This is a genomic window from Streptomyces sp. NPDC006385 (genome assembly GCF_040612485.1).
Lineage (GTDB): Bacteria > Actinomycetota > Actinomycetes > Streptomycetales > Streptomycetaceae > Streptomyces.
Map to the genome: position 1 here is coordinate 61,815 of NZ_JBEXQG010000006.1, position 18,516 is coordinate 80,330.

The window sequence follows — 18,516 nt, forward strand, 5'->3', positions numbered from 1 at the left end:
TCACTCAGTCGCGTGAGTGGCCGAACAGGATGCGGTAGGCGATCAGGAGCACGAGGGAGCCGCCGATCGCGGCGGCCCAGGTGGCGCCGTCGTAGAAGTCCTTGGAGATGGGGTGGTCCAGCCAGCGGGCCGAGATCCAGCCACCGATGAACGCGCCCGCGACGCCGATGACAGTGGTGCCGATGAAACCGCCGGGGTCGCGACCCGGCAGCAGGAACTTGGCGATGGCCCCGGCCAACAGCCCCAGAATGATCCAGCTGATGATCGTCATGCCCTGAACCTGCCCCTCCGCGCCGTGCCCGCACTTGCCCGGCACTGTGATGTCGGGCGCGCTTGTTCGTGCTCTGTTGATGAAGAGGACGTCCCGCCGGCGCCCCTCGGTTGCGGCGATCAGTAAGGTTCGGGCCATGACAGGCTCCAGCTCCGCCCCACCGGAACTGCGGCGTACCCTCGGTGTCGGTGATGCCGTGATCATCGGTCTCGGCTCGATGGTCGGGGCCGGGATCTTCGCGTCCCTCGGGCCCGCCGCGCGTGCTGCCGGCTCCGGCTTGCTGCTCGGGCTCGCTGTCGCGGCCGTGGTCGCGTACTGCAACGCCATGTCATCGGCACGGCTTGCCGCCCTGTATCCGGCCTCGGGCGGCACTTATGTGTACGGGCGTGAGCGGCTCGGGGAGTTCTGGGGATATCTCGCGGGCTGGTCGTTCGTGGTCGGTAAGACGGCCTCCTGTGCGGCGATGGCGCTCACCGTGGGCGCGTACGTCTGGCCGGGGCAGGCGCACGCGGTGGCGGTCGCGGCCGTGGTGGCGCTGACCGCGGCGAACTACGGCGGCGTCCAGAAGTCCGCCTGGCTGACGCGGGCGATCGTGGCGGTCGTCCTGGCTGTCCTCGCTTGTGTCGTCGTCGTGTGTCTGGGGTCCGGGGAGTCCGATGCCGGACGCCTGGACGTCGGGGCTTCGGGCGGCGTGGGCGGGGTACTGCAGGCGGCGGGACTGCTGTTCTTCGCCTTCGCCGGGTACGCGCGGATCGCGACCCTCGGTGAGGAGGTGCGGGACCCGGCGCGGACCATCCCGCGGGCGATTCCACTGGCCCTCGGCATCGCGCTGGCGGTGTACGCGTGTGTGGCGGTGGCTGTCCTTTCCGTGCTGGGGTCGGAGGGTCTCGGGCATGCCGGCGCGCCGCTGGCCGACGCGGTGCGGGCGGCCGGGGTGCCGGGGCTCGCGCCCGTGGTGCGGGTGGGCGCTGCCGTCGCCGCGATGGGCACACTGCTCGCCCTGATTCTGGGCGTCTCCCGGACCACGCTGGCCATGGCCCGCGACCGGCACCTGCCCCGTGCCCTGGCAGCCGTGCATCCGCGCCACCAGGTGCCGCACCGGGCCGAACTGGCCGTGGGTGCGGTGGTCGCGGTCCTCGCCGCCACGGTGGACGTGCGGGGCGCGATCGGGTTCTCCTCCTTCGGTGTGCTGGCGTACTACGCGGTGGCCAACGCGTCGGCCTGGACTCTCGACGCGTCGCCGACGTCACGGGTCGTGCCGGCGGTGGGGCTTCTCGGGTGTGTGGTGCTGGCGTTCTCGCTTCCGGGGGTTTCGGTCGTGGTCGGCGCCGGGGTGCTGGTGGTGGGTGTGGTGGCGTACGGCGTACGGCGGTGGGTGGCGGCGAGGTCAGGGGGCGGGGGGCGGTAGGCCGCCGCCCGTGGGCACGCGTTCGCTGCTGGCTGTGCGGGTAGGTCGACAGGGCGTTGGCGTCTGCTCGGTCCCGTTGTCCCTCGGTCCCTCGGTCCGCTCAACGACTGCCGGTCAGGGTCGACCGGCGGTTCGCGCCTCTTCAGGACGCCCGTGCCGACGCCGTCCGTATGCGGAGGTCGGCCCACGGGGCCATCTGCAGGCCGTCGTTCGTCTCCTCGTACCAGCCGGTGCCGTCGACCCAGGCGCGCAGCCAGTCCGCAAGGCTCGGAGCGTCCACGTACCAGGCATGGTCGGCGTCGTCGGCGTTCGGTTCGAAGAACAGGACGGTGGCATGAGGGCTGCGGCAGTCCACGCACGCGTACATCGCGCAGCCCCAGTGGGATATCGGCAGGACGCCTTCGGGCCAGGGCCAGTCGGGGTCCTTGCGGGCGCTTTCGCGGTTGGCGAGGTACTGCGTGACGGCGGCGGGCTCGTCGGCCGGAGGGCTGTCGAGCAGGGGCAACAGGCCGTACTCCGGGCCGAACCCGCCGTCTCCTACACGCAGGTAGAGATCGGTGAGCAGCTGGGGCAGGCGGAAGCCGAGGGCGGCCTCGGCGCGGGCCACGGTGGCGGCGTCCACAGGCTCGGGGAGAGAGGTCCAGCCCCACGGGCGGGTGTTGCGGGCCTTGTCCGCCACCCTCGTCAGCAACTGCTCGATCTCGGTCATGCGTTCATGATGCAAGCCGCCACTGACAATCGGTCGGGCCTGTGGACAACCACCGGGTTGTGGACAACTCCGGGACTACCGCCCTAGTTCCACCGCGGCTACCGTCCCCGTTCCACCGCGGCTACCAGCTCGACGCGAACGGCCTGTCCGTGGACACGATTTCGCGGCCCAGCGGGAACAGCGAGACCGGGATCAGTTTGAAGTTGGCGATGCCGAACGGGATGCCGATGATCGTGACGCAGAGCGCAATGCCCGTGACGATGTGGCCGATGGCCAGCCACCAGCCCGCGAGGACCAGCCACAGGACGTTGCCGACGCAGGAGGGTGCCCCGGCGTCGCGGCGCTCGACCGTCGTGTACCCGAAGGGCCACAGCGCGTAGATGCCGATGCGGAAGGCCGCGATGCCGAACGGGATGCCGATGACGGTGATGCACAGGAGTACGCCCGCGAGCAGGTAGCCGAGGCACAGCCAGAAGCCGCTCAGGACGAGCCATATGACGTTCAGGATGGTCTTCACTGGGGGCCTGCCATCTTCTCGAGTCGGGCGATACGGTCCGCCATCGGCGGGTGGGTGGAGAACATCTTGGAGAACCCCTGACCTGGACGGAAGGGGTTCGCGATCATCATGTGGCTGGCTGTCTCGATACGGGGCTCCGGGGGCAGCGGCAGTTGCTTGGTGCCGAGTTCGAGCTTGCGCAGGGCGCTGGCGAGGGCCCGCGGGTCACCGGTGAGCTGGGCGCCGGACGCGTCGGCCTCGTACTCCCGGGAGCGGCTGATGGCCAGCTGGATGAGTGTGGCGGCGAGCGGCCCCAGGATCATGATCAGAAGCATGCCGAGGAGGCCGGGGCCGTCGTCGTCATCGGACCGTCCGATCGGGATCAGCCAGGCGAAGTTGACCAGGAACATGATCACCGAGGCAAGGGCGCCGGCGACCGACGAGATCAGGATGTCGCGGTTGTAGACGTGACTCAACTCGTGGCCGATGACGCCGCGCAGTTCGCGTTCGTCAAGGAGTCTCAGGATGCCTTCGGTACAGCACACGGCGGCGTTGCGCGGGTTGCGGCCCGTCGCGAACGCGTTCGGCGCCTCCGTCGGGGAGATGTAGAGGCGGGGCATGGGCTGGCGGGCCTGGGTCGAGAGCTCTCGGACCATGCGGTAGAGCCCCGGGGCCTCGAACTCGCTGACCGGACGGGCGCGCATCGCGCGAAGTGCCAGCTTGTCGCTGTTCCAGTACGCGTACGCGTTCGTGGCCAGCGCGATCAGAACCGCCACGACGAGCCCCATGCGGCCGAAGAAGCTGCCGATGACGATGATGAGGGCGGACATTCCCCCGAGGAGTACTGCGGTCCTGAGCCCGTTGTGCCGGCGGTGCACGGTACGCCCTCCAAGTGGTGCGGCAGGGGAACCCTTTGCTGGTCGATCTCCGATGCCACTGATGCCGTGGTCTCACGTCCAGTGGACCCTTCTGTACTGGTCAACGCCAGGCGAGGGCCACGGGTTCCCTGGTGCGTACGGCGGCGGGCGTGAGCCGTACGGGTGAAGCCTCCGGCACACGCCACGCGCGCGTGAGAGGTCGGGTGCCCCACGCGCGCGCCCGGAATGCGCCAGAGGCTCAGAAGAGACCGGTGTCGGCGAAGCGCAGGATCAGCTGGGGGGCTCCGGACAGGGCAATGCCGACGACGCCGGTGAGGGCCAGCGTGGCCGTCACGGGTGCGGGGACGAGGTGCTTGACGGGCTCGCCCTCGGGGGCTCGGAACAGCAGGGCCGTCCACTGGAGGTAGTAGAAGAGCGCGATCACGACGTTGACGGCCATGACCACGGCCAGCCAGCCGAGGCCCGCGTCGACGGCGGCGGAGAAGACGGTGACCTTGGCGAAGAGGCCGATGATGCCCGGCGGGAGTCCGGCGAGGCAGAGCAGGAAGAAGGCCAGGATCAGGGCGGACAGGGGGTTCCGCGCGTACAGGCCGCGATAGTCGCTGACGCGGTTGAGGGTCTTCGTACGGCCCACGAGCGCGGCGACCGCGAAGGCGCCCAGGTTCACGGCTGCGTACATGAGGGCGTAGGCGACGGTGGAGCCGATCGACCGCTCGGCGTCATCGGAGTACGCGGCGGCGGCGATCGGCACCAGGAGGTAGCCGGCCTGGCCGACGGAGGACCAGGCGAGCAGCCGTACCGCGCTGTACGCGCGCGTGGCTTGCTGGCGCAGGGCGCCGACGTTGCCGACGGTCATGGTGAGGGCGGCGAGCGCCGCGAGGGCCGGGCCCCAGACGTCGGCGTACGACGGCAGCGCGATGACCGTGACGAGGATCAGACCGGTGAAGCCGACCGCCTTGCCGACGACCGACAGATAGGCGGCGACCGGCAGGGGCGCCCCTACGTAGGTGTCCGGCACCCAGAAGTGGAAGGGCACGGCGGCCGTCTTGAAGGCGAAGCCGATCAGAGTGAGGACGACTCCGGTCTGGGCGAGGGTCTGGAGCTGTCCGTCGACGTTCTGGATCCGCTCGGCGATCTGGGTGAGGTAGAGGGTTCCCGTGGAGGCGTACACGAAGCTGATGCCCATGAGGCTGACCGCGGTCGCGGTGACCGAGGACAGGAAGAACTTCAGGGCTGCCTCGGAGGACTTGCGGTCGCCGTAGCGCAGGCCGACGAGGGCGAAGGCAGGGAGAGAGGCGACTTCCAGGGCGACGATGAGGGTCGCCAGGTCCCGTGAGGCCGGCAGGAGGGCGGCCCCGGCGGCGGAGGAGAGCAGCAGGAACCAGAACTCCCCTTCGGGGAGTTCCTTTTTGGCGTCCCTGAGGGCGGTGACCGACAGGAGAGCCGCGAGGAGGGCCCCGCCGAAGACAAGGAGCTGGATGACGAGGGTGAAGCGATCTGCGGTGTAGCTGCAGACGCCGGGGTCACCGGTGAGGCAGAAGGTGGAGCGGTCGCCGTCCAGGAGGGGCAGCAGCAGAAGCGAGGAGGCAGCCAGGCCCACGACAGAGGTCCAGCCGAGCAGAGCCTTCTTGTTCTCGGCGACGAACAAATCGGCGACGAGGACCACGAGTGCGACGACCGCCGCGACCGTGGGCGGCGCGATGGCGAGCCAGTCGACGGACTGGACCACGGACTCGGCAAGCGGCTGGGCCGGGGAGCTCATCGGGTGCCTCCTGCGAGAAGCTGCTGCACGACCGGGTCGGTCAGGCCGAGGAGGGCCTTCGGCCACAGGCCGGCGACGACGGTGAGGGCGACGAGCGGCGTCCAGGCCGCGAACTCGTACGCCTGGACATCGGTGAGCTTCGGGGCTTCCTGCGGTACGGCGCCCATGCAGACGCGGCGGACCACGACCAGCAGGTACGCGGCCGTCAGCAGGGTGCCGAACGCGCCGATCACCATGAAGGTAAGGAACGCCGGGCGGCTGAGGTGGGCGGCAGGCTCGAACGCGCCGAACAGGGCGAGCATCTCGCCCCAGAACCCCGCCAGGCCCGGCAGCCCGAGCGAGGCGACCGCCGCGAAGGCGAGCAGGCCGCCGAGGCGCGGTGCCTTGCCGTACAGGGCGGCGCCGGTCTGCTCGGCGAGGGCGTCGAGGTCGGTCGTTCCCGTACGGTCCTTCAGCGCGCCGACCAGGAAGAACAGCAGGCCCGTGATCAGGCCGTGGGCGATGTTGGCGAAGAGGGCGCCGTTCAGCCCGGTCGGGGTCATCGTCGCGATGCCGAGCAGCACGAAGCCCATGTGACCGACGGACGAGTAGGCGATGAGGCGCTTGAGATCGCCCTTCGCGCCCCGCTGGGCGAGGGCGAGGCAGGCCAGGGACCCGTAGATGATCCCGACGACGGCGAAGGCGGCGAGATAGGGGGCGAAGTCGGCGAAGCCGTCGGGGGTGATCGGCAGCAGAATCCGGACGAACCCATACGTTCCCATCTTCAGCAGCACGCCGGCCAGCAGGACCGAGCCTACGGTCGGCGCGGCGGTGTGGGCATCGGGCAGCCAGCTGTGCAACGGCCACATCGGCGTCTTGACCGCGAGCCCGAGCCCGATCGCCAGAACGGCGATGACCTGCACGGATGCGCTCAGCGGCCGGCCGTTGTCAGTGGCGAGTGCCACCATGTCGAACGTGCCCGCCTTGATTCCGATCAGGAGCAGGCCGAGCAGCATGACCACGGAGCCGAGCAGCGTGTAGAGGATGAACTTCCAGGCGGCCTCGGCCCGGCCCTCGCCGCCCCAACGGGCGATGAGGAAGTACATCGGGATGAGGACCATCTCGAAGGCGAGGAAGAAGAGGAGCAGGTCGAGGACGGCGAAGGTGGCGAGGGTGCCGGACTCAAGGACGAGCAGCAGTGCGACGAAGGCCTTCGGGGTCGGGCCCGCGGGCATCTTGAAGTACGAGTAGAGCGCGCAGAGGAAGGTCAGCAGCGCGGTCAGGACCAGAAGGGGGAGGGAGATGCCGTCGATGCCGAGGTGGATGCGCACATCGAGTGCGGGGATCCAGCTGATGTCGGTGCTGGCCTGCATCTTCGACGGCTGGTCGTGGTCGAAGCCGAGCGCGAGGACGATCGCGGCGATGAGGACCACGCCGGTGACCGTCACACCATGCCGGAGCACCGCCTGCTCGGGCGACTTCCCCTTCAGTCCGGGCGGGGCCGGCAGGAGAGCCGCGACGGCGCCGAGGAGCGGGCCGACGACCACGAATGCCAGAAGGAACTGCATCACGGACTCGTTGATATCGATCACGCCTGCTCACGCTCCTGTGGCGACGAGGACGGCGGCGACCGCCAGGACGACGGTGCCGGCGAGCAGCGCGCTCACATAGGTCTGCACATTGCCGGTCTGGGCACGCCGTACGGCGATGCCGAGCCAGCGGGGTAGAGCACCCGCCCCGCGCACGTAGGTGTCGACGACCTCGCGGTCGACGAACCGGACAAGGCTGGCGCCGGCCCGGACGGGGCGGACGAACAGCGCCCGGTACAGGGCGTCGAGGCGGAAACCGACGGCCGCGTGCCGGTGCAGCGGGCCGAGCAGCAGCCGACCGGGGTCCGCCGGGTCGGGTGCGTACGCCACTCCCCCGTACACGGGCGCGTGGCTGGCGATCGCCTCGGCCTCGACCTGGGCGGCGTCGCCCTCGGGGTGGGCTGCGACCGCGCCCAAGGGGACGCGGGCCGCTACGGAGGTGGTGTGCCGCCAGGCCGCGTAGGTGACGATGCCGCCGACGAGGGCCACGCCCGTGCCGAGGACGGAGGTGGTGAGGGTCGGGGCGAGGTCACGGCCGTCGAACCAGTCGGGGAGCACGCGGTAGGCGAGCGCGCCGACGGCCAGGGACGGGGCGGCGAGCACCCACAGCACCACGGTCATCGTCAGCGGCTGCCGACCGTGGTCGGGGGCCTCCGCGCCCCGGCCGCGGAAGGCCAGCAGCCACAGGCGCATCGCGTAGGCGGCGGTGAGCAGGGCGGTGAGCAGGCCGGCGACGAGGATGATCCAGCCCGCGGCGCCGGGGACGCGCTCGGCGTGGCCGGTGGCGGCGTGCTCGGCGGCGCCGAGGACGGACTCCTTGGAGAAGAAGCCGCTGAACGGCGGGATCGCGGCGAGCGCGAGGAGCGCCACGGTCATCGTCCAGAAAGCGTCCGGGACGCGGCTGCTCAGGTGGCTCATGCGGGACATGGCGGCCAGCGAGTTGGTGCCGGAGGCGTGGATGATCACACCGGCCGCGAGGAACAGCAGCGCCTTGAAGGCGCCGTGCGACAGGAGGTGGAAGACGGCGGCACCGCGGTCGGCGACGGCCAGGGCGCCGGCCATGTAGCCGAGCTGGCCGATCGTCGAGTAGGCGAGGACGCGCTTGATGTCGTCCTGGGCGAGCGCGGCGAGGGCCGAGCCGGCCATGGTGACGGCGGCCATGACGGCGAGGACGACCATCGCGGCCTGGGATGCCTCGAAGACCGGGAGGAGACGGGCGACGAAGTAGACACCGGCGGCGACCATCGTCGCGGCGTGGATCAGCGCGGAGACGGGCGTCGGGCCCGCCATCGCGTCGGGGAGCCAGGTGTGCAGCGGGAACTGCGCCGACTTGCCGGCCACGCCCGCGAGGAGCAGCAGGGCGATCAGGGTCGGATGGTCGAGTCCGCCGCTCGCGACGGTGCCGAGGACCTGCGTGATGCGGAAGGACCCGGCGTCGGTGGCCAGCGCGAACAGGCCGATGAGGAAGGGGACGTCACCGAGCTTGGTCACCAGGAAGGCCTTGATGGAGGCGGCGCGGGCCTCCGGAGTCTCCCAGTAGTGGCCGACCAGGAAGTACGAGCAGATGCCCATGATCTCCCAGCCGACCAGCAACACCATCAGGTCGCCGGAGTAGACGACGAGCAGCATCGCGGAGGTGAACAGGGAGACGAGCGCGGCGTACGACGGGTACCGCGGGTCCTCGCGCAGGTAGCCCGTCGAGTAGATCTGCACGCACGTGGCCACGACGCCGACGAGTACGGCGACGAGGGCGGCGAAGCCGTCGATGTGCAGGGCGAGTTCGATCGGGACCGAACCGGTGGGCGTGAGCTCGGTGGCGGCGTTGATCGCCTGGTCGCCGCCCTGGCGCAGGGCGACCACCGCGGCGAGCGCGAGGGACGCGAGCGTCGGCAGGACGGCGAGCGGGCGGACGAAGCCGGGGGCTGTGCGCCCCGTGAGCAGGCCGGCTGCGGCGCCCAGGAACGGCAGGAGGGGGACGAGTACGGCGAGGGTGGTCGTGGTCACGCGGTGGCCTCAGCCTTCTCGGCCTGCCCGGCTGTGAGGGCGTCGTGGTCGAGGCCGTCGGTGTCGTGGCCCTCGGCGGTGTCGCGGAGCTTGTCGATGTCCGAGGTGCCGCGGTTGCGGTGGACGGCGAGGACGATCGCCAGTCCGATGCCGATCTCGGCGGCGGCGATGGTGATCGTGAAGAGGGTCAGGGCCTGGCCGGAGTGCAGGGTCTCCTCGGCGGCCTTGCTGAGCCAGACGTCGAAGGCGACCAGGTTGAGGTTGACGGCGTTGAGCATCAGCTCGACCGACATCAGGACCAGGATCGCGTTGCGGCGGGCGAGGACGCCGTACAGGCCGGTGCAGAAGAGGAGGGCGGAGAGTACGGCGGGATAGGCGAGGTGCATCAGCGGGCGCCTTCCTGCTCGGCCGGCTCGGTTCCCTCGGATGATCCGTTTCGCCCGATCGGGTGATTCCGGGAATCCGGGACGGATGGGGAACTCCCGGACTTGGGCCGGGAGTTCACAGGGGGAGCGCTCGACTCGGCCTTCGCCTTGCGGGACAGGACGATCGCGCCGACCAGGGCGGCGAGGAGGAGGACGGAGAGGCCCTCGAAGGGCAGGACCCAGTTCTGGAAGAGACTCTCGCCGGTGGCCTTGGTGGAGCCGGCGGCGGGACCGTCGAGGTCGATCCAGGTCGTGCGGAAGGCGTCGACGACCACCCAGATCAGGCTGGCCGCGGCGGCGACGGCCACGGTGAGGGCGGCCCAGCGGTTGCCGGAGTCGGCGTCCGGGGAGCGGCCGATCGGGGCCCTGGTGAGCATCAGACCGAACAGGAGGAGGACGACGACGGAACCGACGTAGATGAGGACCTGCACCCAGGCGATGAACTCGGCGGTGAGCAGGAGGTACTCCACGGCGAGACCGCCGAGCGTGACCACCAGCCACAGGGCGGCGTGCACCAGCTGCCGGGTGGTGACGGTGACCAGTGCGGCGCCGAAGGTGACCAGGCCGACGAGCAGGAAGGCGATCTCGACGCCGGTCGGGGAGAGGAAACCAGGGGTTTCGGTGGCGGCGCGGGCGGCCGGGCCCGCCGCGAGAAGGCCGGCGGTTGCGGCGAGGGTCATTCCCGGCCCTCCTGCCTCGGCTGGTCCGTCTGTTGCTTGGACTCCCCCGCCGGCCGGGTGGGCTGGTCGGCGGCGCGGGCCTGCTCGTCCGCGTGCGGCTCGGTCGTGCTGGGGGTGGCCGGCGCGGCGGCCACGTCCTGCTGCCGGGCGGCCAGCTTCTCGGCGGTCTTGCGGGCGGCGGCGATCTCCTTGGGCTCCTCCGCGCCGGGGTCCAGGGCGGGCGGGGCCGGCACGGTCCACATCCACTCGCGGAGCTTGTCGCGTTCGTGGGTGAGGTCGCGGATGTCGGTCTCGGCGTACTCGAACTCCGGGGACCAGAACAGGGCGTCGAAAGGACAGACCTCGATGCAGATACCGCAGTACATGCACAGGGAGAAGTCGATGGCGAAGCGGTCGAGGACATTGCGGCTGCGTTCGCGGCCGCCGGGGGTCGCCGCCGGGACCGTCTCCTTGTGGGAGTCGATGTAGATGCACCAGTCCGGGCACTCGCGGGCGCACAGCATGCAGACCGTGCAGTTCTCCTCGAACAGGCCGATCACGCCGCGGGTGCGGGGCGGAAGCTCGGGCTGGGCGTCCGGGTACTGCGCGGTGACGGACTTCTTCGTCATCGTGCGGAGGGTGACGGCAAGGCCCTTGGCGAGGCCGGAGCCGGGGATGGGGGCCATGGTTAGTTGATCACCACCTTGACGATGCCGGTGAGGGCGATCTGGGCGAGGGAGAGGGGGACGAGGAGGGTCCAGGAGAGCTTCTGGAGCTGGTCCTCGCGCAGACGGGGATAGGTGACGCGCAGCCAGATCACGATGAAGGCGAGGACGGCGGTCTTGAGCAGCGTCCAGACCCAGCCGAGGCCGTCGGCGCCCCAGGGGCCGTGCCAGCCGCCCAGGAAGAGGACGGTGGTCAGGCCGCACAGGACGACGATTCCGGCGTATTCGGCGAGGAGGAAGAGGGCGAAGCGGAGACCGGTGTACTCGGTGTAGGCGCCGAAGATGATCTCCGAGTCGGCGACGGGCATGTCGAAGGGCGGGCGCTGGAGCTCGGCGAGACCGGCCACGAAGAAGACGACCGCGCCGACGATCTGCCAGGGCAGCCACCACCACTCGAAGGCGTCGAGGATGCCGGGGAGGGAGACGGTGCCGGCCGCCATCGCCACCGAGGCGGCGGTCAGCAGCATCGGGAGTTCGTAGGCGAGGAGCTGAGCGGCGGTACGCAGGCCGCCGAGGAGGGAGAACTTGTTGGCGGAGGCCCAGCCGGCCATGAGCGAGCCGAGGACGCCCACGCCCATGACCGCCAGGACGAAGAAGATGCCCGCGTCGATGACCTCGCCGACAGCGCCCTCGCCGGGGCCGATGGGAATGGCGAGGAGGACGAGCAGGTACGGGAGGAGGGCCACGGCGGGGGCGAGCTGGAAGATACGGCGGTCCGCGCCCGCGGGGACGACGTCCTCCTTCTGCGCGAACTTCACGCCGTCCGCGACGAGCTGGGCCCAACCGTGGAAGCCGCCGGCGTACATCGGGCCGAGGCGGCCCTGCATATGGGCCATCACCTTGTGCTCGGTCTGACCGATGAGCAGGGGGAACGTGAGGAACACGACGAAGACGATCAGGAGTCGCAGGGTGACGTCGAGCGCGTCGTTCACTGCGGGCCTCCTGGGGGATCGGTGCGGTTGTCGGTGGGGGGTGCGGGGGCTTCCGGTGTGGCGGGGGACTCGCCGGCGGCGGATTCGGGCTCGGGCTGACCGGGCGCCGAGTCGGGCTCGGGCTGCGGCTCAGGCTTCGCGGCAGTCTCCTGCGCCGAGTCGGGCTCGGCTCCGGGTTCGGGTTCCGGCGCGTCGAAGGCAGGGCGGGCGTGGTGCCACGGGGCGTCCGGGCTGCGGGGGGTCGTGCGGGTCTTCGGCGTGGCCGAGGGGGTTGAGGGAGCCGAGGGGGTTGACGGAGCCGAGGGCGCATCGGATGCAGCTGTACCGGCCGCCGCCTCGTCGGACGCGGCCGTGTCCGACGCCGTCGAATCGGATGCCGTCGAGTCAGATGCCGTCGCATCGGACCCAGTCCTCTGACTCGCCGAGCCCTGTGAAGCGCTGCGGGATCGACGGGGACCGGCCGGGGCGGTGCCCGGTTCCGGGCGCTGTGAGGCGGAGCCTTCGCTCTCGGTCCGCGCACGCCGGGGCGGCGGGGTGCTGGTCGCGGCCGTCTCCTGGTGCTCCCCCGCTCCGCCGGTCGGCGTGTCCGTCGCCGCCTCGGGGCGCTGGCTCGCCGAGCCCTGGCTCGCGCTGCGTGCGCGGCGTGGCGCGGCCGCCTCCGCCGAGGGCTCGGCTCCCGCGCCGGCGCTCTGGCTGACCGATCCCTCTGCCGCGGTACGCGCACGCCGCACCGGTCGTTCCCCAGCCGCCGGAGTTCCGGAGGCACCACCCTCGGCGGCGGCACCCGGCTGACTCGCCGAGCCCTCCGCCGCCGTACGAGTCCTCCGCACCGGGCGCTCGCCGGCCGCGCGTGCCGGACGTTCCCCCGCGGCGCGTCCCGCGCCCCTGGCCGGGCGGGCCGGGGCAGGGGGGAGCTGGCCCTTCAGGGGGCCCCATTCGTTCGGGTCGGGGACGCCGGGGGGCAGCATCTGGCGGCGCTTCGGGCCGCCGTGTGCCGCACCAGCCGCGGGCTCCCCGGGCTCCTTCGCGCCGGGCCAGGCCTTGGCCACGCGGGCCGCCAGGACGAAGTCCTTGCGCAGGGGGTGGCCCTCGAAGTTGTCCGGGAGGAGCAGGTGGTCCAGAGCAGGGTGGTCGGCGAACACCACGCCGAACATCTCGTGCGTCTCGCGTTCGTGCCAGGCCGCGCCCGCGTACACGCCGACGGCGGAGGGCAGCGTCGGCGCCTCGTGCGGGATCGTCGTACGGACCAGCAGGCGCCGTACCGGAGACAGGGCCGCGACATGGGCGGCGACGCGGAAGCCGGTGCCCGGTTCGTCGACCGCGCTCAGCCAGTCGAAGTAGGTGCAGCCCAACTCGTCTCGGGCCGCCTCCAGCGCCGCGATCCAGGAGGTCGCGGGTACGTCGACCGTCAGGACCTCGTACGACTCCTCAGCCGTGGCCTCCGGCCCGAAGAGGTCCTCGACAGGGGCGGGCAGCCAGCCGATCGTCGTCATCGGTCGGCCTCCCCCGCGCCGGCACCATCAGCACCACGAGCACCGTTACCGCCGGACGGCTTCACCTCGCCGGTACCGCCAGTACCGCGGGTACCGCCAGTACCGGCCTCCGGCCCCCGCACCAGCCCGCTCTGCAGCGCCGCCGCCGACGGCCGGGCCGTTCCGCTCGCGTACCGCTCCCCCAGCGACTCACGCGCGATCTTCTCCTGGAGTTTCAGGATTCCCTGGAGCAGCGCCTCGGGGCGCGGAGGGCAGCCGGGGACGTACACGTCCACCGGGATGATCTGGTCGACGCCCTTGGTGACGGAGTAGGAGTCCCAGTACGGGCCGCCGCAGTTGGAGCAGGCCCCGAAGGAGATGACGTACTTGGGCTCGGGCATCTGTTCGTACAGGCGCCTCACGGCCGGGGCCATCTTGTCCGTCACCGTGCCCGAGACGACCATGAGGTCGGCCTGCCGGGGGCCCGGCGCGAAGGGGATCACGCCGAGGCGGATGAAGTCGTGCCGGGCCATCGACGCGGCGATGAACTCGATCGCGCAGCAGGCGAGGCCGAAGTTGAAGACCCAGAGCGAGTAGCGGCGGCCCCAGTTGAGGATCACCTTCATCGGCTCGGGAGCGAGGCGGGCGAGCGCGCCCAGCCGCTTCGGCTCCGGCAACAGAACCGGCTGCCCGTTGGTGTCTGGCGTCACGTCCATGCCAGGACGCCCTTCTTGTATGCGTAGAGCAGTCCCACGGCCAGGAAGCCGAGGAAGACGAACATCTCGACGAGCGTGGTCGCGCCGTAGCCGGGGTCGGCGAAGACCGTCGCCCAGGGGAAGAGGAAGATCGAGTCGATGGCGAAGATCACGTAGAGGAAGGCGTAGACGTAGTAACGGACCTGGGTGTGGGCCCAGCCCTCGCCGACGGGGTCGACGCCGCACTCGTACGTCAGGAGCTTCTCGGGCGTGGGCACCACGGGACGCAGCAGGCGGCCCGCCCCGAAGGCGACGGCGACGAACAGCACTCCGATGACGGCGAGCAGTCCGACCACCGAGTAGGACTCGAAGTAGTCCGCCGTGACGACGACGTCATGCGCATCCGCCGCGACGACGACGGTCTGTTCCGACACGTCCGTCCCTCGCTCCCTGACTTCGTGACCGATGCCCCAGGAACCGGCCCTGGGACCAGTGTCCTGCGACTTGTGACCTCGTGAACACCGCTGTTCGACGATCTGTACGCACGGGAGTCTAGGCCCTGCTAAAGACACCGTAAGCAGCCCGTCACGCGTTGAGATGCCGTCGATATACGACGACCCGGCGCCCGGCCGACCGCGGGGCCGACCGCGCGGCCGATCCCCGGGTGCGGCGCGAGGTGGGGATTTCCCCCCGAAGGCTGGGCGGTCTGCCTCATGGCGCGGCGGCCTACCGCGCGGCACGCTGGCCCATATGACCGAACGCCCCAGACCTTCGCGGGACGCCTCCCGGCGGTCCGACAGTGAGCAGCCGCCGCTGCCGCCCGTCCGTTTCGCCTACGACCGGCACACCTGGAAGGAGATCGCGCATCTCCTGGCGAACCTTCCGGTGGCGCTGCTCGGCTTCACCTACGTCGTGACGGTGCTGTTCACCGGCGCGTTCCTGACCTTGACGGTGATCGGGTTCCCGTTGCTCGCGGCCGGACTGATGGGAGCGCGGCAGCTGGGCAAGCTGGAGCGGGCACGCGCGCGTGCGCTGCTCGGGGTGCGGGTGGACGAGCCGAGTCGGCTGCCGTTGCGCGGCGGCAAGGACGGCTTCTTCCCGCAGCTCTGGCTGGCGCTGAAGGACCCGGTGGGCTGGCGGACGGTCCTGTACGACTTCATCCGCCTGCCCTGGGGTGTCCTCACCTTCGCCATCACGCTGACTTCGCTGTTCGTGCTGTGGCCGGTGCTGCCGTACATCGCGCGGGGCCTGGCCAACGCGGACCGGGCGATGGTGCGCGGCCTGCTGTCGCCCTCCGACGAGCTGGAGCGCCGCATCGCCGAACTGGAGTCCGACCGGGGCGTCGTCGTCGACACGGCCGCCGCCGATCTGCGCCGCATCGAGCGCGACCTGCACGACGGCGCGCAGGCCCGCCTGGTCAACCTCGCCATGGGGCTGGGCCTGGCCAAGGAGAAGCTGCTGGAGGATCCCGACTCGGCGGCGGTGATGGTCGCGGAGGCGCACGGCGAGGTGAAGCTGGCCCTGCAGGAGCTACGGGATCTTGCGCGCGGCATCCATCCGGCCGTCCTGACCGACCGCGGCCTGGACGCCGCCCTGTCGGCGGTCGCCTCGCGCTGCACGGTGCCGGTGAAGGTCACCGTCGACCTGGTGTCCAGACCGGCCGCGGCCATCGAGGGCATCGCCTATTTCACCGTCTCCGAACTGCTCCAGAACGTCAGCAAGCACAGCGGGGCGAAGGCGGCGTCGGTCGACGTGTGGCGGTCGGACGACCGGCTGTTCATCCAGGTGGGGGACGACGGCCGCGGCGGCGCTCGCCTCGACGGCGGCACGGGCATGCGGGGGCTCGCCGACCGGCTGAACGCCGTGGACGGCCTGTTCGTCATCGACTCACCGCCGGGCGGCCCGACGACCGTGACGGCGGAGCTGCCCTGGCGGGACCGCTCCTTCGGGCAGGGGTAGGGAAAACCCCCCGTTGGAGACGCCGACGGCCTCCATGGTCCGCGGACCCGCGGTCGACCAGGGTGGAGATACGACGGCACAGCCCCTGCAGCGGAGGGGCTGACGGGACGAGGAGACAGGACGACGCCGATGGCCACGGAGTACGGACAGGGCTACGGGCACGGGCTCGGCTTCCCCGAGCGCGGCCTTCCCGAGTACGGCGGCGAGCGACGGCACCGGCTGCCGGCCGGGCTGCGGGCGCCGTTCGAGGCACGCAGTTGGCGGGAGTTCGGGTACGTGCTGCTGAGCCTGCCGATCAGCATCGTGCTGTTCGTGTACGGCATCACGATGGTGTCGCTGGGCGCGGGCCTCCTGGTGACCTTCCTCGGCATCCCGGTGCTGGCGGCGGGCCTCGCCGGCTGTCGCGGCTTCGGCGCGTTGGAGCGGGCACGCGCGCGTGCGCTGCTTCACCTGCAGGTGGCCGACCCTGAGCCGCTGCGGATGCGTCGGAGCGGCTTCATGGCGTGGATGGGCGCCGTACTCAAGAGCGGGACGTCGTGGCGGAGTCTGCTGTACGCGGTGCTGCACTTCCCGTGGGCGGTGTTCTCCTTCGCCATCGCCGTGAACGTCTGGGCGTACGGCTGGGCGTTGGTGACGTATCCGCTGTGGTTCTGGGTGTTCCCGGTGTGGGCCGGTCAGGACGGCCTTCAGCTCTACGGCGACGAGACCCACCGCATCTACCTCGACAACCCCTTCGAGATCACGGTCACCGCGCTGGTCGGGCTCCTCTTCACACTGGCGACGCCCTGGATCGTGCGGGCGCTGACGATGGTGGACCGGGTCCTGGTGCACGGCCTGCTCGGGCCGTCACGGCTCGCCACGCGCGTGGTGGAGCTGGAGTCGGACCGCGGCGTCGTGGTGGATACGGCCGCTGCCGACCTGCGGCGCATCGAACGCGACCTGCATGACGGCGCGCAGGCCCGCCTGGTGGCCCTGGCCATGGATCTGGGCCTCGCGAAGGAGAAGCTGGCGGAGGACCCGCAGGCGGCGGCGCGCATGGTGGACGAGGCGCACGGCGAGGTGAAGACGGCACTTCAGGAGCTGCGGGACCTGGCACGCGGCATCCATCCGGCCGTCCTGACCGACCGCGGCCTGGACGCCGCCCTGTCGGCGGTCGCCTCGCGCTGCGCGGTGCCGGTGGAGGTCCAGGTCGATCTGGACGACGAGCGGCCGGTGCCGGCGATCGAAGGCATCGCCTACTTCACGGTGTCCGAACTGCTGCAGAACATCAGCAAGCACTCGCGGGCCACATGGGCGGCGGTGGACGTATGGCGGGTGGAGAACCGGCTGATGTTGCAGGTCGTGGACAACGGCATCGGTGGCGCCGACACCTCCGAGGGGTCAGGGCTGGCGGGGCTGGCCGAGCGGCTGGACGCGGTGGACGGGATTCTGGTGGTCGACTCGCCGGTCGGCGGGCCCACGCGGGTCACGGCGGAGCTGCCCTGGCGGACGGTGTAGTCCCGGCCCTGCGACGCGTCTCAGCGGCTCGCCCCTGATCTGCCTCAGCCAGGCGGATCAGGGGCGAGTGCGCTGAGGGTCCGGAGTGCGAGGAGGTCCCGGAGCGCGGCGAGGGGTCCCAGCCGCACCACCTGCGCCATGGGCACCACCAGCACCACCAGCACCACCCGCACACCCCCGAGAGCCAAGCGCTCCCCGAGCACGCGCCGTGAAGCTCCTCGTGCCGCGCGATTCGAACGCGGTCGGACAGGTTTTCCACAGGCCCGGTGGCGAAGTGTCGATCGCGGGATACTGAGGGCGCGAGGGACGACAGGGCCGGGGGACGCTCGGCCGAATGCCAAGGCACGGGGGGCCGAGGATCGTGGAGGACAGGGTGCGCGTGGTCATCGCCGAGGATTCGGTGCTGCTCAGGGAGGGGCTGACCCGGCTGTTGACCGACCGTGGACACGAGGTCGTGGCGGGGGTGGGGGACGGTGACGCGCTGATCAAGACCATCACGGAGCTGGACGCCCAGGGCGAGCTGCCGGACGTGGTGGTCGCGGACGTACGGATGCCGCCGACGCACACGGACGAAGGAGTGCGGGCGGCCGTACAGCTGCGCAAGGCACACCCGGGGCTCGGGGTACTCGTGCTGTCGCAGTACGTGGAGGAGCGGTACGCCACGGAACTGCTGGCCGGTTCCAGCCGGGGAGTCGGCTATCTGCTCAAGGACCGTGTGGCGGAGGTTCGGGAGTTCGTGGACGCGGTCGTGCGGGTGGCCCAAGGGGGGACCGCCCTCGACCCGGAGGTCGTCGCCCAGTTGCTGGGCCGCAGCCGCAAGCAGGACGTACTCGCGGGGCTCACCCCGAGGGAGCGGGAGGTCCTGGGGCTGATGGCCGAGGGGCGGACCAATTCCGCGATCGCCCGGCAGTTGGTGGTGAGCGACGGAGCCGTCGAGAAGCACGTCAGCAACATCTTCCTCAAGCTCGGGCTCTCCCAGAGTGACGGGGATCATCGTCGCGTACTCGCGGTTCTCACCTATCTGAACTCCTGATGGCCTGACACCGTGCCAGCCAA

The 18,516-nt window shown here is 71.0% G+C and carries 19 protein-coding genes; 4 read left to right on the forward strand and 15 right to left on the reverse strand.

The window, feature by feature from the left end; translation table 11 throughout:
• Positions 1-4: 4 nt before the first annotated feature.
• Positions 5-271, reverse strand: a complete 267-nt coding sequence (locus tag ABZ078_RS06425; RefSeq protein WP_356572474.1) for a GlsB/YeaQ/YmgE family stress response membrane protein — start codon at positions 269-271, stop codon at positions 5-7.
• Positions 272-407: 136 nt separating this feature from the next.
• On the opposite strand from ABZ078_RS06425, the gene ABZ078_RS06430 reads away from it, so the two are divergent.
• Positions 408-1,679, forward strand: a complete 1,272-nt coding sequence (locus ABZ078_RS06430; protein ID WP_356572182.1) for an APC family permease — start codon at positions 408-410, stop codon at positions 1,677-1,679.
• Between the two features lie 142 nt (positions 1,680-1,821).
• Here ABZ078_RS06430 and ABZ078_RS06435 read toward each other — a convergent pair whose 3' ends face one another.
• From ABZ078_RS06435 to ABZ078_RS06495, 13 genes are all read right to left on the reverse strand, one after another.
• Positions 1,822-2,388 (reverse strand): SMI1/KNR4 family protein, encoded by a 567-nt coding sequence (locus ABZ078_RS06435; RefSeq protein WP_356572184.1) that lies wholly within the window; start codon positions 2,386-2,388, stop codon positions 1,822-1,824.
• 121 nt (positions 2,389-2,509) lie between these two features.
• Positions 2,510-2,905, reverse strand: coding sequence for a YccF domain-containing protein (locus ABZ078_RS06440; protein ID WP_356572186.1), 396 nt, complete (start codon positions 2,903-2,905; stop codon positions 2,510-2,512).
• Positions 2,902-3,762, reverse strand: coding sequence for a zinc metalloprotease HtpX (gene htpX, locus ABZ078_RS06445; RefSeq protein ID WP_356572188.1), 861 nt, complete (start codon positions 3,760-3,762; stop codon positions 2,902-2,904). The genes ABZ078_RS06440 and htpX overlap by 4 nt, the downstream gene beginning before the upstream one ends.
• A gap of 238 nt (positions 3,763-4,000) precedes the next feature.
• Positions 4,001-5,524 carry an NADH-quinone oxidoreductase subunit N gene (locus ABZ078_RS06450; protein ID WP_356572190.1) on the reverse strand — a complete coding sequence of 508 codons (1,524 nt, stop codon included), beginning with the start codon at positions 5,522-5,524 and terminating at the stop codon, positions 4,001-4,003.
• Positions 5,521-7,095, reverse strand: a complete 1,575-nt coding sequence (locus ABZ078_RS06455) for an NADH-quinone oxidoreductase subunit M (protein ID WP_356572192.1) — start codon at positions 7,093-7,095, stop codon at positions 5,521-5,523. Before ABZ078_RS06455 ends, ABZ078_RS06450 begins: the two co-directional genes overlap by 4 nt.
• A 6-nt stretch (positions 7,096-7,101) precedes the next feature.
• On the reverse strand, positions 7,102-9,096 hold the full coding sequence (locus tag ABZ078_RS06460) for an NADH-quinone oxidoreductase subunit L (RefSeq protein ID WP_356572194.1): 1,995 nt from the start codon (positions 9,094-9,096) through the stop codon (positions 7,102-7,104).
• Positions 9,093-9,482, reverse strand: coding sequence for an NADH-quinone oxidoreductase subunit NuoK (nuoK, locus tag ABZ078_RS06465; RefSeq protein ID WP_356572196.1), 390 nt, complete (start codon positions 9,480-9,482; stop codon positions 9,093-9,095). The genes ABZ078_RS06460 and nuoK overlap by 4 nt, the downstream gene beginning before the upstream one ends.
• The gene (locus ABZ078_RS06470) at positions 9,482-10,201 is read right to left on the reverse strand and encodes an NADH-quinone oxidoreductase subunit J (protein ID WP_356572197.1); all 720 of its coding nucleotides are present in this window, start codon (positions 10,199-10,201) and stop codon (positions 9,482-9,484) included. The genes nuoK and ABZ078_RS06470 overlap by 1 nt, the downstream gene beginning before the upstream one ends.
• The gene (locus ABZ078_RS06475) at positions 10,198-10,866 is read right to left on the reverse strand and encodes a 4Fe-4S binding protein (RefSeq protein ID WP_356572199.1); all 669 of its coding nucleotides are present in this window, start codon (positions 10,864-10,866) and stop codon (positions 10,198-10,200) included. Before ABZ078_RS06475 ends, ABZ078_RS06470 begins: the two co-directional genes overlap by 4 nt.
• Positions 10,867-10,868: 2 nt before the next feature.
• Entirely contained in the window at positions 10,869-11,837 is a 969-nt protein-coding gene (locus ABZ078_RS06480; protein WP_356572201.1) for a complex I subunit 1 family protein, read from the reverse strand.
• Entirely contained in the window at positions 11,834-13,330 is a 1,497-nt protein-coding gene (locus ABZ078_RS06485) for an NADH-quinone oxidoreductase subunit C (RefSeq protein ID WP_356572203.1), read from the reverse strand. The genes ABZ078_RS06480 and ABZ078_RS06485 overlap by 4 nt, the downstream gene beginning before the upstream one ends.
• Positions 13,327-14,025, reverse strand: coding sequence for an NADH-quinone oxidoreductase subunit B family protein (locus ABZ078_RS06490; RefSeq protein ID WP_356572205.1), 699 nt, complete (start codon positions 14,023-14,025; stop codon positions 13,327-13,329). The genes ABZ078_RS06485 and ABZ078_RS06490 overlap by 4 nt, the downstream gene beginning before the upstream one ends.
• Positions 14,016-14,438, reverse strand: coding sequence for an NADH-quinone oxidoreductase subunit A (locus ABZ078_RS06495; protein WP_356572207.1), 423 nt, complete (start codon positions 14,436-14,438; stop codon positions 14,016-14,018). Before ABZ078_RS06495 ends, ABZ078_RS06490 begins: the two co-directional genes overlap by 10 nt.
• 316 nt (positions 14,439-14,754) lie before the next feature.
• On the opposite strand from ABZ078_RS06495, the gene ABZ078_RS06500 reads away from it, so the two are divergent.
• Together ABZ078_RS06500 and ABZ078_RS06505 are read left to right on the forward strand one after the other, a co-directional pair.
• Positions 14,755-15,963 (forward strand): sensor domain-containing protein, encoded by a 1,209-nt coding sequence (locus ABZ078_RS06500; protein WP_356572209.1) that lies wholly within the window; start codon positions 14,755-14,757, stop codon positions 15,961-15,963.
• Positions 15,964-16,092: 129 nt separating this feature from the next.
• The gene (locus tag ABZ078_RS06505) at positions 16,093-17,460 is read left to right on the forward strand and encodes a sensor domain-containing protein (protein ID WP_356572211.1); all 1,368 of its coding nucleotides are present in this window, start codon (positions 16,093-16,095) and stop codon (positions 17,458-17,460) included.
• A gap of 44 nt (positions 17,461-17,504) precedes the next feature.
• On the opposite strand, the gene ABZ078_RS06510 is transcribed toward ABZ078_RS06505, so the two are convergent.
• Positions 17,505-17,663 (reverse strand): hypothetical protein, encoded by a 159-nt coding sequence (locus ABZ078_RS06510; protein WP_356572213.1) that lies wholly within the window; start codon positions 17,661-17,663, stop codon positions 17,505-17,507.
• Positions 17,664-17,794: 131 nt separating this feature from the next.
• Between ABZ078_RS06510 and ABZ078_RS06515 the strand changes: the two genes are divergently transcribed.
• A complete protein-coding gene (locus ABZ078_RS06515) occupies positions 17,795-18,493 on the forward strand; it encodes a response regulator transcription factor (RefSeq protein WP_356572215.1) in 699 nt (232 codons plus the stop codon).
• Positions 18,494-18,516 lie beyond the last annotated feature (23 nt).